General features: G+C 35.4%; 10 protein-coding genes and 3 tRNA genes. 8 read left to right on the top strand and 5 right to left on the bottom strand.

The features are described from left to right. Nucleotides 1-47: 47 nt before the first annotated feature. A complete protein-coding gene (sppA, locus tag MUB18_RS21650; protein WP_045753397.1) occupies nucleotides 48-1,811 on the top strand; it encodes a signal peptide peptidase SppA in 1,764 nt (587 codons plus the stop codon). A gap of 112 nt (nucleotides 1,812-1,923) precedes the next feature. Beyond that, the gene (locus MUB18_RS21645; RefSeq protein ID WP_045753398.1) at nucleotides 1,924-3,114 is read left to right on the top strand and encodes a phosphoglycerate kinase; all 1,191 of its coding nucleotides are present in this window, start codon (nucleotides 1,924-1,926) and stop codon (nucleotides 3,112-3,114) included. Between the two features lie 51 nt (nucleotides 3,115-3,165). Here MUB18_RS21645 and MUB18_RS21640 read toward each other — a convergent pair whose 3' ends face one another. Then, nucleotides 3,166-5,985: a TolB family protein gene (locus MUB18_RS21640; protein WP_248754595.1), complete on the bottom strand. Its 2,820-nt coding sequence runs from the start codon at nucleotides 5,983-5,985 to the stop codon at nucleotides 3,166-3,168. Nucleotides 5,986-6,670: 685 nt separating this feature from the next. Here MUB18_RS21640 and mgtE point away from each other — a divergent pair. From mgtE to MUB18_RS21620, 4 genes are all read left to right on the top strand, one after another. Further along, the gene (gene mgtE, locus MUB18_RS21635; protein ID WP_045753400.1) at nucleotides 6,671-8,053 is read left to right on the top strand and encodes a magnesium transporter; all 1,383 of its coding nucleotides are present in this window, start codon (nucleotides 6,671-6,673) and stop codon (nucleotides 8,051-8,053) included. A 133-nt stretch (nucleotides 8,054-8,186) separates the two neighbouring features. Then, a tRNA-Asn gene (locus MUB18_RS21630) sits at nucleotides 8,187-8,260 on the top strand. A gap of 121 nt (nucleotides 8,261-8,381) precedes the next feature. Beyond that, nucleotides 8,382-8,455: transfer RNA gene (locus MUB18_RS21625), tRNA-Asn, on the top strand. A 261-nt stretch (nucleotides 8,456-8,716) separates the two neighbouring features. After that, nucleotides 8,717-9,580 carry an HD domain-containing protein gene (locus MUB18_RS21620; protein ID WP_248754594.1) on the top strand — a complete coding sequence of 288 codons (864 nt, stop codon included), beginning with the start codon at nucleotides 8,717-8,719 and terminating at the stop codon, nucleotides 9,578-9,580. A gap of 156 nt (nucleotides 9,581-9,736) precedes the next feature. On the opposite strand, the gene MUB18_RS21615 is transcribed toward MUB18_RS21620, so the two are convergent. After that, nucleotides 9,737-11,296 carry a S41 family peptidase gene (locus MUB18_RS21615; protein WP_248754593.1) on the bottom strand — a complete coding sequence of 520 codons (1,560 nt, stop codon included), beginning with the start codon at nucleotides 11,294-11,296 and terminating at the stop codon, nucleotides 9,737-9,739. A 208-nt stretch (nucleotides 11,297-11,504) separates the two neighbouring features. Between MUB18_RS21615 and MUB18_RS21610 the strand changes: the two genes are divergently transcribed. Together MUB18_RS21610 and MUB18_RS21605 are read left to right on the top strand one after the other, a co-directional pair. Beyond that, a tRNA-Asn gene (locus MUB18_RS21610) sits at nucleotides 11,505-11,578 on the top strand. 62 nt (nucleotides 11,579-11,640) lie between these two features. After that, nucleotides 11,641-12,555: a PfkB family carbohydrate kinase gene (locus MUB18_RS21605; RefSeq protein ID WP_045754823.1), complete on the top strand. Its 915-nt coding sequence runs from the start codon at nucleotides 11,641-11,643 to the stop codon at nucleotides 12,553-12,555. Here the strand turns inward: MUB18_RS21605 and MUB18_RS21600 are convergent, their stop codons facing one another. The 3 genes from MUB18_RS21600 to murB all read right to left on the bottom strand — a co-directional run bounded on the left by MUB18_RS21600 (nucleotide 12,556) and on the right by murB (nucleotide 14,613). Next, the gene (locus MUB18_RS21600) at nucleotides 12,556-12,801 is read right to left on the bottom strand and encodes a cytochrome b5 domain-containing protein (RefSeq protein ID WP_248754592.1); all 246 of its coding nucleotides are present in this window, start codon (nucleotides 12,799-12,801) and stop codon (nucleotides 12,556-12,558) included. Between the two features lie 18 nt (nucleotides 12,802-12,819). Beyond that, a complete protein-coding gene (locus MUB18_RS21595; RefSeq protein ID WP_045754821.1) occupies nucleotides 12,820-13,332 on the bottom strand; it encodes an RNA polymerase sigma factor in 513 nt (170 codons plus the stop codon). 264 nt (nucleotides 13,333-13,596) lie between these two features. Continuing rightward, nucleotides 13,597-14,613, bottom strand: coding sequence for a UDP-N-acetylmuramate dehydrogenase (gene murB / locus MUB18_RS21590; protein ID WP_248754591.1), 1,017 nt, complete (start codon nucleotides 14,611-14,613; stop codon nucleotides 13,597-13,599). Between the last annotated feature and the right edge of the window lie 100 nt (nucleotides 14,614-14,713).

Here is a 14,713-nt window from a genome sequence, read left to right as displayed (position 1 = left end):
CAGAATTGACAACTAATGAATCAATTGAACTTTAGATTTTTTATTATATGAGATCATTTTTTAAATATGTACTGGCTACTGTCACTGGAATTGTGATATCAACAGTAGTTTTATTTGTTATAGCACTCGGTATTATAGGTGCATTGGTGACTTCAGCTTCTTCGGAAAAGGAGGTTATCGTGAAAGATAATACGCTTTTATACCTTACTTTTAATCATGCGATTTCAGAGCGTTCGGTGGAAAATCCATTTGGCTCTCTGGATATCCCGGGCTATAACTTGAAGAATCTAGGTTTGGATGATATTCTTGCTAGAATTAGAAATGCAAAGGAGGATGGTAAAATTAAAGGCATCTATATGGATGCGAGCACAATCGCTACTGGATTTGCTAGTCTAAAAGAAATTAGAGATGCTTTGCTGGATTTTAAATCATCAGGTAAGTTTATCGTTGCTTATAATGAAAGCTATTCTCAAAAAGCATATTACCTAGCGAGTGTTGCTGATCAAATATATGTAAATCCAGAAGGAACGATTGATTTTAAAGGTTTGGCCAGTTCTACTATGTTTATGAAAGATGCTTTCGATAAATTTGGAGTTGATATGCAGGTGGTCAAAGTCGGGACTTTTAAAAGTGCGGTTGAACCGTATTTCTTAAATGAAATGAGTGCTGCAAACCGTTTGCAAGTAAATTCATATTTGGGAAGTATCTATGATTCTTTTATTCAGGAGATTTCAACTTCTAGAAAAATGAGTGCGGATTCATTGCGGAATATTGCTCATAATTATTTGGTTCGAAATGCAGATGATGCTGTGCGTTATAAATTGGCTGACGCTAAATTCTATAAAGATGAACTGATTGCAGCATTAAAGAAAAAACTGAACGTATCGGCAAAGGATGATCTATCTGTTGTATCTTTAATGGATTATAAATCGAAAACAAATACCAGTTCTGAGACATCTCAAGTCGCGGTTTTGTATGCTGAAGGTGCAATTGTAAGTGGCGAAGGATCTAAAGATGAAATAGGCTCGGATAAGATCTCTAGAGAGCTTCGGAAGTTGCGTGAGAATGAAGATGTGAAAGCTGTAGTTTTTCGCGTTAATTCACCTGGAGGATCTGCTTTAGCTTCTGATGTTATTTGGAGAGAGGTCGAATTGACAAAAAAGGTAAAACCGATCGTTGTTTCTATGGGTGATTATGCTGCTTCTGGTGGTTATTATATTTCTGCTGCCGCGGATTCTATCTTTGCGGAGAATAATACAATTACAGGTTCTATCGGCGTGTTTGGTGTGATTCCCAATTTTAAAAACTTGTTGAACAATAAAATTGGTGTACACTTTGATGGTGTTAAAACAGGTAAGTTTTCGGATTTGGGTATGGTTCCCGATAGACCTTTAACTGCTGAAGAACGTGATATCATCCAGATGGAAGTGAATCGTGTGTATCAAACATTTATGAAACGTGTTTCGGATGGAAGAAAAATAACTGTTGCTCAGGTTGATACTATTGGTCAAGGTCGTGTCTGGACGGGTAAACAAGCGCTTGAAATCGGTTTGGTAGATCGTATTGGTGGTATCGATGATGCTATAAAATCTGCTGCTAAAAAAGCTAAAATAGCTCAATATGCGGTCAAGCAATATCCGGCTAAAGATGATGCCTTATCTATGTTTTTAAATTCATCTAAGGAAAAGGTGCAGATCTGGATGGCTCAGCAACAAATGGGGGAGTTTTATAATTATTTTAATGTAATTAAAAATGTTTCCAGTCAATCGGGTATTATGGCAAAATTGCCATATTCGATTGAAATACATTAATTCTTTTCAAATTTATCAAAAAAAGCCTTTTATTATTCGGATAGTAAAAGGCTTTTTTTATATTTAGCTGTCCATTTGAATGGACTAGTAATACTTCACAAAAACAATAGAAATGAAAACAGTAGATAATTTAAACTTCGCTGACAAAAAAGCGCTGATACGTGTTGATTTTAACGTTCCCTTAGATGATAATTTTAATATTACAGACGATAATAGAATTCAAGGTGCAACTCCTACGATTAAAAAGATCTTAACTGATGGTGGATCGGTTATTTTGATGTCACACTTAGGTAGACCAAAAGACGGACCGACGGATAAATATTCATTAAAACACATTGTATCCCATTTATCTCAAGTTTTAGGTGTAGATGTTCAATTTGCAAATGATTGTATTGGTGAAGAAGCTGTAGATAAAGCGAAGAACTTGAAACCTGGTCAAGTATTACTTTTAGAAAATCTTCGTTTTTATAAAGAGGAAGAAAAGGGTGATGTCGCTTTTGCTGAGAAGTTAGCGAAATTGGGAGATGTGTATGTGAATGATGCTTTTGGTACAGCGCATCGTGCACATGCTTCTACTGCAGTGATTGCACAATTTTTTCCTGATGCCAAATATTTTGGTTATTTAATGGCTGCAGAACTTGGAAATGCAGAGAAAGTTTTAAATAAGGCTGAACGTCCATTCACTGCTATTATGGGCGGGGCTAAGGTTTCAGATAAATTAGAATTAATCGAAGCTTTATTGGACCGTGTTGATAATTTGATTATCGGTGGTGGTATGGCTTATACTTTTGTAAAGGCTCGTGGCGGTGAGATCGGAAAATCATTGGTAGAACTTGATAAGTTGGATTTGGCTACAGCATTGGTTAAGAAAGCTGCTGATAAAGGTGTGAAATTAATACTACCTACTGATGCTCAGATTGCAGATAAATTTGCTAATGATGCTCAAGTGTATGATGGTCCTAATGATGAGATTCCTGCGGAATTGCAAGGTCTTGATATCGGTAAGGAATCGGGTGCTGCTTTTGCAAAAGTAATCGAGGCGTCTAAAACGATTCTTTGGAATGGTCCTATGGGTGTTTTTGAATTTGATACTTTTGCTACTGGAACAAAAGCTGTTGCAGATGCAGTGGTGAGTGCAACTGAAAAGGGTGCATTCTCCTTGATCGGTGGTGGAGATTCTGCTGCTGCGGTTTCTAAATTTGGCATGACTGAACAAGTAAGCTATGTATCGACAGGTGGTGGTGCTTTGTTAGAATATATGGAGGGTAAGGTATTACCTGGTGTAAAAGCTATAGAGGATTAATTAATCATAAAAATAATGAAGCAAAAGGCATCGATGTGATGCCTTTTGTCGTTAGTAAGTGTAGTTGAGACTAAATACGGGAACAACTTTCTGGCTAGCTGTGATATCATTGATATAAGTCAATTTGAGACTTGCTTCAAAATTTGGCAATGGAAATCTAAAGGCATTAAAATCTGCAGATACAGAGAGGCCAAAGGTTTTTGGACTGATATCGGATTGATGATGTATATTTTGGTAGTCGGCAAATACTCCGCCTTTGATCCGTTTGATATAGGTTAAACCGCCAATAGCCCAATCGGGATAGCTAATAGGAAATCTGTAATTTATTAATAGCGTATTCTTAATTTTTTCATATTTGTAATACCCATATCCGCTAATGGTTGGAATATCATTGCTGTACTGATAGCGGCCTGATGCTTTTTGATATCCAAACCGTACTTGGAAACCATGATTGGTAGCCAATCCTGGAATATAGAAACCGCTTCTGATTGAAAATAATGTGCCTTGTTGATTGTCAAAGGGGAGATGACGGTATGTGATGCTGAAGTTTTGTCCCCATCTTGGTGTTATATCCATTTTTGACATCATCGCATTTCTATTCCAGTAAAATTGATAGGTTAATGGGAATAATACCTTTGAGTTGAAGTTTTTCAAACTATTGATACTTAAATCGTATCGTTGAAGGTAGGATGTTGCAAAATTAAATCCTGTGCTATAAACATAGTTTTTGCTGTAATAAGCCAGCGGTATGGATATTTGTCCGCTTACATCATGTTCTCTCCAATCAAAGTTGATGGTGCTATCTGTTTTATTATTAATGGTAGCTGTACCTATCTGCCCTCTATTCTCATATTTCAAAGTGAATTTTGGAAAGTACTTATTGTAATTTAGGGTAGCAGAATAGATAGATTTTTTAATATCTGTATCGTACTCATATCCGAGAACAATTTGTGTGGTATTGAGTATGTTGTTGGAGAGCCAAAATATACCTGGTTTAAAGTTGTCTAAGCTTTCGAAATTAGTATTGCTTAATGATAGGCTGTGAAAATTAAATGTTCTGGATAAACCTTTATAAGGAGATATTGTATGTTGTGCTGTGGTATCGGAATAATTGGAAAATTGTTTTTCTATACTTTGATCTATATCAGTCATCGCTAGGGTAAAGGAATTTGCATTTAGTGAATCGTTATGCAGTAGCGCTGTTTTTGATATTTTATATCCGTTATATTGATAGTTATTAAATAGAATTTCCTTTTTATAGGGGTCATAAAAAGGATTGAATGCACCAAATGGGACATTCGTGAGCTTTGTCAATTTTTTTGATCGCTTATGGTATTGATATATATTATCTAGCCCCGAGTATTGCGCTTTAAATAAAATCTGATCTTCGTCTATATATTGAGGTCTTTCAAATTGTTCATTTCCCCATTTTTGCAGTAATGTGATCTGTCCAGAGTTTAATACTATTTCCGCTAAATTTGTTCCTTTATTTGAAATTGCAATAGCAACTACTTTGGATCCGTCAGCATTAAATGAGGGTTGTTGGAGAAATATAGCGGGGTCGATCGGGATTTTCTTAAGTACTTTTTTTGTTTTGATGTCGATTATGACAATTGCAGTTTGGTTACTTAGATCGACTTCAAGTGTGAGGATCTCTGGTTTATGTGGATGTATAATGGGGTAGAAATAGCGACTTTTAGAGCTGATTTGTTCTTGCTTTTTTGTTTCTAAATGATACAGATTGATAACATTATAGGATCTTTTTGTATATCGCAGATCTCTCCTTACTTCATCCCATACAATCATATTATTTCGCATATCATAATTTGGTACCGTTTGGTAACCTAATTTTATGAGTGTTGAAATATGATGATCAGGATCTGTTCTAATAATTTCAGAGGTGTTATGGGGAGTTTGCAAAATGGAAAAATAATTGCTGTGTTCATCACTTTTCGGTAGCAGCCAATCTTGATAGTTTTTATTGCTTTTAAATTCAATTATTGGGTATACAGAAAATGCGTTTGTTTGTTCATTTTGTCTCCACTTATTATTCAGGACGCTCATCGTGTTAGTGAACAAACCTGTTGTATTATATCCTGTTATTTTCTTTAATGATCGACTGAAATTGTATGGGGTCAGTAGATTTTTGTTGATATTTTGATATAGTTCTGGTTCAAAATTTTCTTTAAAATTTCGTTTTAGATATTCAGTCATGAAATAGCCTATTGTATAATAGCTCGGAATTTTATCGCGATAGGATCCGAGTATGTATTTTTCAAATCTGTATTTTTTATCGCTTCTTTCATTCGCTTTTAAAGTCATTTCAAAAGATGGGAGTCTGCCTCTTCCACCTTTTGAAAAAAAGGTTTCTGTCCAGACAGCGTCACCTTCGAAATACCACGACGGTAACGTTAATCCATAAATGGCGAGTGCTAATTGTTCTAAAAAAGGAGCTTTTAGTTTTCCTGTCAATTTGTCAAATTGGGCAACGTGCCTCAATTCATGTAATGCTAGATTAGATAGCCACTCTTGGTTATCTGGTTCGGGTGAGGGACTGCTATATAATTCGGATTTTCGAGGAGCTAATTGTACAAATCCATTAGGTCGCAGCTCTGTGTTTTGTAGAATGAGTGATATTTTTCGAGGTTTTATCTGTAAATCTTTACCATTTATCCTTAGATATTGTATAATTTGATCGGCTAGGGTAGAGGCTTTCTTTTCCATTTCAATTGGGAAAATAAGTCTAAATTCCTTACAGTCAATCTGATGCCAATTTTGTGACGGAGGGGCTTGACTGTCTTCAAAAATTTGACAGTAACTAGTATGGAAAGTGAAAATAGAGAATATTAAAGATAACAGGTAGATTTTCATGTACTTACGGTAGTTTTATATCGTTGTTTTCATTAATTGCTAATTATTTTAGTATTACTCCTGTTTGTTAATTTAATGATTTATTTACCATTTGGTTATTAAGTGGTTATGTTATAGTTTGTTATTATACTTGTGCTTTTTTATAAATCGATTACTAAATATAAGTTTTTTATTTTAATTTACTTATTTTGGTGTTTTTTTTATTTCAATCAATTGATAATGAGTATTCTGTTTCTTTGTTTCTCTATTTTTGCAACTTTTATTCTATCTATTTTAACTGCGTGATTGCTTGATTTTAAAGGAGTATCTGATTCAGGGATCGATTTGGAATACGATTAATCTAAATCGACCTATTAGGAGTTTCTTGATACGCTAGAGTTGTGCACATGCGTGCATCTATTTTAATTTATCTCAAATTCTATTTCAAAAATTTCACTTCTTTCGGATACATGTGTGAGTGACAATATGTCTTGTTTTTTAATTGTTTTGAATTACCGCGTAGAGTTGCTTACCTTTCTCAAATGAAATGAAAATGAAGTTCATATTGTTTTTTGTCATCGATGCGTAAGTGAAAATAAGTATTTGGAATAGACTATAAATAAATTCTTATATTATTTTTAAAAAGACGATTTTTGCATAAAATTTTAAATACACCGATGTAGCATATTAGTAAAGAAAGGGAACTATGGAAGAATTGGAAATGCAAGTTGAACAAATTGAACAGTTCATTGAGTCGAAGGATACTGATGGATTACAAGCATATTTAAATGAACTAAATATTTCAGATGTGGAGGCACTGATCGATGAGCTTCCCGAGTATGCCCATATCTTCATAGAGACCTTAAATCTGAACCGTGCTGTTAATGTATTTCGTATCTTGGATTTCCCTACCCAGGAGCGTATTTTTAAGAAGCTTTCTGGTGGTAAAATTAGTGAACTGATTAATGAAATGCCCCCCGATGATCGAACTTCCTTTTTTAGTGAATTGAAGGATGGTGATGTCGTAAAACAATTAATTATTTTATTACCTCCAAAAGATCGGAAAGAAGCTCTTTCTTTATTAGGATATCCGGAAGATAGTGTTGGTCGTTTGATGACGCCTGATTATATCACTGTCAAGCCTCACTGGAATATCATTCGAATTTTAGAACATATTCGTCAATATGGAAAAAATTCGGAAACTATTGATGTGTTATATGTCATTGATGCTGCCGGCAAATTGATCGATGATATTCGTATTAAAGATGTCCTGATGGCAGACCCCAATGTTGTCGTTGGTGATCTTATCGATAATAGATTGATTTCTTTAAATGCCAATGATCCTCAGGAGGAGGCTGTTAATATCTTTCGAATGAATAATCGTGTTGCATTGCCTGTTGTTGATAAAGCGGGAATCATGTTGGGGATTGTGACGATTGATGATATTTTATGGGTCGCAAATGAGGAGTATACTGAGGATATGCAGCGGTTTGGGGGAACGGAGGCTTTGGATGAACCTTATTTGGATGTGTCTATTGTCAATCTGGTCAAAAAGCGATCGGGATGGTTAGTGGTCTTGTTTTTTGGACAATTGTTGACAGCTACCGTCATCGAGCATTTTGAGCATCAATTAGCGAGTGCTATCATGCTTTTTGCTTTGATGCCACTCATTATATCGAGTGGTGGTAATAGTGGCTCACAAGCTTCGACATTAATTATTCAGGCCATGGCACTGGGTGAGGTTACACTAGGTGATTGGTGGAGAGTGATGAAGAGAGAATTAGTCTCTGGATTTATGTTGGGTCTTATACTTGGGATTTTAGGATTTATCCGAATTATGACTTGGCAGGGATTTTCGCATGCTTATGGTGAACATTGGGTTTTAGTCGGTCTTGTGGTCAGCTTTTCGTTGGTAGGTGTTGTGCTTTGGGGTTCGTTGATGGGATCAATGCTCCCTTTTATTTTAAGAAAACTTGGTGCAGATCCTGCCAGTTCTTCGGCTCCATTTGTATCCACTTTAGTTGACGTAACGGGTCTTCTGATTTACTTCACGTTTGCTGTTTTGCTCTTAAAGGGTGTTTTGATCTAAATGGGATAAAAATTATTCTTGTTGGAAGCGAGGGAGTTGCAAAAAATGTTTTTAAAAGATTTGTAGGATTGCAATAATCTTCCGATAATTGCATCACCGAAACGGAAATGACGCTTCGGAAAATTAACCGGATTCCTGAATAGCTCAGCTGGTTAGAGCATCTGACTGTTAATCAGAGGGTCGCTGGTTCGAGCCCAGCTTCAGGAGCAAAGCGATTTTAGATAGTAAAATCGTCATTCAATCGATAGTCTAGATTGAATTTATTTAAAAGATAAGAATGTAAATTCTTAAAACCAAAAAGAGTTATAGCAATATACTCTTGAATGATTCCTGAATAGCTCAGCTGGTTAGAGCATCTGACTGTTAATCAGAGGGTCGCTGGTTCGAGCCCAGCTTCAGGAGCAAAAGGGAAAGCACGGTAAAACGGTCGCTTTCCTTTTTTTTTATCCCATAGTCTGCTCTAAGCGGGAGGTGTAAGTTCATAAATATAAAGCCGACATTGGCGCTTCGATCTTGCCCTCATTGCATAGGTCAACTTTTCGGTGAATACCAATGAACAATCTCCATACAATTATAAAAACTGATTTTAAATTTCTAGATCATCAGAAAATTGTGTTATTCATTTTGTTTATCTCTACCATTATCTAAATCTATTATATTTGTATGATGACGTTAATCGATATTTTTTATGGTAATTTCGAACTTGAAGATATACTCAGCGATCTCATAAGTTCGGCACCGGTTCAAAGATTAAAAAATATTCATCAGGGAGGTGCGGTTTTTTTGGTTTCACCACATGTTAGTCACAGCAGATATGAACATGCGATCGGAGTGATGCTTCTTGTGAAGAAACTTGGAGGTAGTCTGGAAGAGCAGATTGCTGCCCTTTTGCACGATGTCTCCCATACTGCTTTTTCACATGTTAGCGATTATGTCCTGCAAAAGTCAGGAGAAGATTATCATGAGCAAATTTTTAAAGAAGTAATTGCAAATTCCACTATACCATCTATTCTCACTAAACATGGATTCAGTACTTCTTTACTGGAAGATCCAAAATATACTTTGCTTGAGATGGCCCTTCCTGCCCTTTGTGCGGATAGGATTGATTATATGATGAGGGATTTATATCATTTTGGCTTAATCAATATTGTTGAGGTGCATCATTTTATAAATGAACTTGCTGTTCAGGATGGGAAGATTGGTGTTAAGAGTGAAAAGACCGCTTTATGGATTGTCGGTAAATATGTTCAGCTCAATAATGAGTATTTTAGAAAACCCGAACATGTATATGCCAATACGAAGTTTTCTGAATTGATTGCTCTTGGATTGGAAAAAGGTGTTATTATTCTGTCTGATTTCATGAAAGATGACCCTGCCGTTTTATCGACGATAAAATCTGATCCTGATCTCAATCTAGAACTGCAAAAAATAAAAAGCCTGGACGATTTTGAAAGATTTTCTGTTTCTGGATCCGGAAAGACCTTTAAGGAAAGGATTCTGAAACCGATGGTCATTGATCATGCGTGATAATTACTCTTTGCTAAATGTATCTTATATAGTGATCATTTCTTATATCGATTCTTATATCGATCAATTTAGGTGATGAAACAATCATCTGATTTGAGAATTGCGCATGAGAAGACAAAAATTAAAGCCTTTCCATTTTGGAAAGGCTTTCTGCGTTTATCTTGTTTTTAATCGATGTTCTACCATCCCTTTGAACTGATTGGGGGATAAATCCTTTAACTTCTTGATTTGGGTCGTTGATGTCCGTATACTTGAAATTGCAGATGAGCTATTGAGATAACTGCCCGTGGTAATGTAATTATAGGCTGCTTGTAATGATTGCTCTTTTAAGTCTCCCAATGCATAATCTGCATCATCTCTGCTAGCTTTATCAACGGACATGCCATCAAAGTAATCACTTTCATTCTTTGAATTCTTCGATGTAAACATGCTCATGTAGACATCATAACCTCCAATAGTCAAAGGAAAGAATCCGACCGGTTTTCCATAGGTTTTTTCACCTACTAATTTTACATTTAAATACGGCTTAAAGATGTTAATGAGTAGTTCACTGGCCGAAGCAGTATTATCTGTAACAATAAATACAATGGATTTGATATTTAAATTTCCGGTTGGGGCAAACTTAAATGTATTGCCAGAAACACTATAATCAATATTACCGTAATTACTCGTTACAGGATTTCCCATTCGATCCGTTGTCTGATAAGGCAGGTTCTTCAGATATTGCGTTTTGTTGTTTTGCATGGTACTATTATAATGTTCTGAAAACATCAGCTGCCCATTTAGAGAGGCTGGAGCAATTTTATTGGCAATAAACTGAGCAGTATTGATGTAGCCACCACCATTATAGCGTAAGTCGATAATCAGATCCGTAACACCTGCAGTTTGGAACTTATTAAAGGTGTTGGTCAGATCGGCTTGTGTATGTTCCAGGCTAGAAAATGAAGTGAATGCAAAATAGCCAATTTTATTGGCTCCACTGGTATACACACTATCTTTGACAACTGAACGAGTTTTATATCTTGCTTTATTTAATGTGAATTCAAATGATTTTCCATCAAGTTTTACCCCTTTGATTGTGGTTGATTCACTATCAAATAGGGCTTTGTTTAGTGCTGTTATTTCACTGTTGAAGTTGGATCCATATTTAATGCCATCGATATGAGTGATTACATCTCCACGATCTAACTGCTTTATAGCGGCTGGAGAACCAGTATAGGTTAATTGTATTTTAATGTCGTAGTCTGTATTGGTTCCATAAAGACCTACTTTCAAACCAAAGTCATTTCCATTTCCTTCTAAGTCGAGAGATGCTGACTCGTTCTTTCTAATAAAAGCGGTACTCCCATTATAGCTTTCTTTGTCGATATAACTATATTTTGTTTCATTATCGGAACTATATTCATAAGGTCGTGTCGTCTTCGGATTTATACCGTAACGTGTAATGGCAAATAGTTCGGCGTTGAGGTTTTCATATTCATCAGTTCCTTTGCTGTATTGTCGTGGATTGAAAACGGTATACGTCGGAAGATCGGTGTTCCATAAATATGCATCTGTTGCATAATAGAAAAGAGAGTCTGTCAATCTTTCGATACGTGTGGTTTTTGTATCGGGCTCTTTTATCGGGTCATCATCTGTTACATTTTTTTTGCTACAACTCACAACAAGTGCGGCTAAGAGAAGAAGGGTGCTTGTTTTTACAGCAACTTTGTGCATAAGGGAATAAATTTAAATCAAATTATTAAAGTAATAGGATGATGTAATTGCTTTGTTTTCAATCGCTACTATTTTATAATCTAAATATGATCATAATTTCGATAAAAAAAAAGTAAAAAATATTTAAAATAATTTGGAAATACGTTGAATTTAGCTATTTTTGTGGCATCAAAAGAGAAGGATATATAGTCATCTTTCTTGAGAAGATTCCTGAATAGCTCAGCTGGTTAGAGCATCTGACTGTTAATCAGAGGGTCGCTGGTTCGAGCCCAGCTTCAGGAGCATTAGGTTAAACCGGCTAAAAAGCCGGTTTTTTTTTGTTTAAAGTTATTTATTTATACACTATGAGTTTAGTAGTAATGGGTACGGTGGCATTCGACGCTATCGAAACACCTTTTGGTAAGACAGATAAAATTGTTGGTGGAGCGGGAACTTTCGCAGCACTTTCAGCGTCTTTCTTATATGACCAAGTAAAATTAGTAGGCGTAATCGGTGAAGATTTTGGAGATGATAATCTCAATATCATTACGAGTAAAGGTGTAGATGTTGAGGGTATCCAGATCATAGAGGGGGGTAAATCATTTTTCTGGGCTGGTAAGTATCATAACGATATGAACAGTCGTGATACCATCACTACTGAATTGAATGTATTGGAAAATTTTGATCCGATTATTCCTGAGAGTTACCAAGATTGCGAATTTTTGTTATTGGGCAATGCGACTCCTCAAGTTCAGATGACGACTTTAAATCGCCTAAAAAACAAACCTAAATTGGTTGTTTTAGATACCATGAATTTCTGGATGGATATCGCTATGGATGATTTGAAAGCGGTATTGAAACATGTTGATGTATTAACTATTAATGATGGTGAGGCTCGTCAGCTATCTGGTGAGTATTCGTTGGTAAAAGCTGCTGCTGTTATTCTTGAAATGGGACCAAAATATTTGATCATTAAAAAAGGAGAGCATGGTGCTTTATTATTCGGTGAAGGACAGATTTTCTCAGCTCCAGCATTGCCTTTGGCTGAAGTGTTTGATCCAACCGGTGCGGGTGATGCGTTTGCAGGTGGTTTTATCGGCTATTTGGCTAAAGTGAAAACAATTAACTTTACCAATATGAAAAATGCTGTGGTCTATGGATCCGCATTAGCATCATTCTGTGTTGAGAAATTTGGTACTGAACGCTTGCAGACTTTAACGCAGGAAGAAATCGAAGCTCGATTGAAGGCTTTCGTTTCTTTAGCTAAATTTGATATTTAATTATCCTATTTTTCCTATTATTGGAAACTTAAGAAATACTTGATCTGAGTGAGGAGCTTCTGAAAGCTCCTCAGTTAGGTCTTGACCCGCCCAATGCTCATAGTGTTTTCCGGATCTCCACAATCTACTTGCTGTGACATCGTATATTAATCCTTGAAAAGCCACCCATATTTCCGGCCGATCTTGACCATTTCTCAATGCAAGTTTCGATTTGGAATATACGGGAAGTGTTTCATGATGATCCATGAATCGAAGGTATAAAACTTAGTCGATAAGTTTATAAGTTGATAATGATTTTTTCATAACTTTTCGAGCGATATGTATTCGTGTTTTGACAGTACCAATAGGAATTGCTAAATATTCGGAAATTTCATGATACTTAAATCCTTCAAAATACATGCTAAAAGGGACATAGTAGTCTTCTGAAAGCTTAGAAAGCGCGGTATGTATATCTTCCATGACAAATTTATTTTCACCTTGATTTTTTGATGCTGACAAGATCAAGTTAGCACTTGAAATTTCTTCTTCTTTAGTTATGAAAGAATTCGTTTTAACAATTCTTCTGTAATTGTTAATGAATGTATTTTTCATAATAGTATATAACCAACCTTTTAAATTGGTTCCCTCTCTAAAGTTGTTGAAATAGGTAACAGCCTTTAACATTGTGTCTTGCACCAAATCATTTGCATCTTCGGTGTCATTTGTAAATTTCTTTGCATAGTGTTTTAGGGAGTCGGATTGCTCTACCACTAATGAGTTGAATTCATACTTAGTCATATCACTGAATTTATATTCACTTTAAAATGAATGGTTTGCAAAACACTGAGAGAGAAATAAAATGTAAATTCCTCAGCGATTTTAATACGGTTCAGTAAACTGATTGCAAATAGTATGCTAATTATTGAGAATTGATATTAAATTAATAAATATTTAACAGGAAGTTTCGTTTATAGAAAAGTTGTTTTTCTATAAACACTAATTCAAATACCTAATAGGGCGCTTTTTTATAAAAATTTTTATGAAATATTTTTTTATTAAAAATCAAAAAATATTTACTTCACGTTCTAATTTCACATTGAATTTTTGATACACATCGTTTATTATTTTAGACGATAATTCAAAAATTTCATTTCCTGTAGCTGATTGTATATTTATTAGTACAAGGGCTTGGTTCTTCCATACACCTGCTTGACCGATGACTCGACCTTTCCAGTTGCATTGCTCGATCAGCCAACCTGCGGCAAGTTTTACACGTCCATCTGGCATATCATAACTGATCATATCTGGAAATAATGATTTGATCTTCTTGAACTGCTCAGCCGATATAATTGGATTCTTGAAAAAACTTCCTGCATTTCCAACTGTGCTCGGGTCTGGTAATTTTTCGACACGAATAGTCGACACCACTTCTGCAATATCTCGTATCGTAGGATGCGTTATTTTGCGTTTTTCAAGCTCCGTGCTGATTGCTCCATATGAAGTGTTGATCGATGGAGTAGTTTTAAGTTTATACGTTACCTCTGTAATAATGTATCTACCTTTTTGTTCGGATTTGAAAATACTATCTCGATAAGAAAATTGACAATCTTCATTATAAAAAATCCTAAATACACCTTCAAGTGTATCAAAGGCGACGCAGCTGTAAAAAATATCCATAAGTTCAGTGCCATAAGCTCCAATATTTTGGACTGGAGAGGCTCCGACTGTACCAGGGATAAGCGCCATGTTTTCTAATCCGTTGTAATTATTATCAACACAGAACCATACGAGATCATTCCAGATTTCGCCGGCTGATGCGGTTAGGAATATTTCCTGATGAACTTGGTTTGCATTTATTCCTTTGATGTTAATTTTGATGATATAGCCTTCATAGGGATGGGTGAATAAAATATTACTTCCACCGCCTAATGTCAGAAAGTCTTTTTCGAATATACCAGACTCATAAGCATCCAATAATTGAGTTGCTTCAGTGATCTCAATGAAATAGTGTGCAACTTCCTCAATGCCGAATGTGTTGTATTTTTTTAAAGAAATATCTGATTGTATGTTTATACCCATTGTTGACTAGTTTTTTCAAAAAATCAAAAAAATAAATTATCTTTATATAATAGTTAGTAAAGATAGTACAAAGCAGTAATTAAGTGTAATTAATTTTTGA

This window comes from Sphingobacterium sp. PCS056 (assembly GCF_023273895.1).
GTDB lineage: Bacteria > Bacteroidota > Bacteroidia > Sphingobacteriales > Sphingobacteriaceae > Sphingobacterium.
The sequence above is the reverse complement of the archived record's forward strand: the minus strand, read 5'-3'. Positions and strand labels throughout refer to the sequence as shown.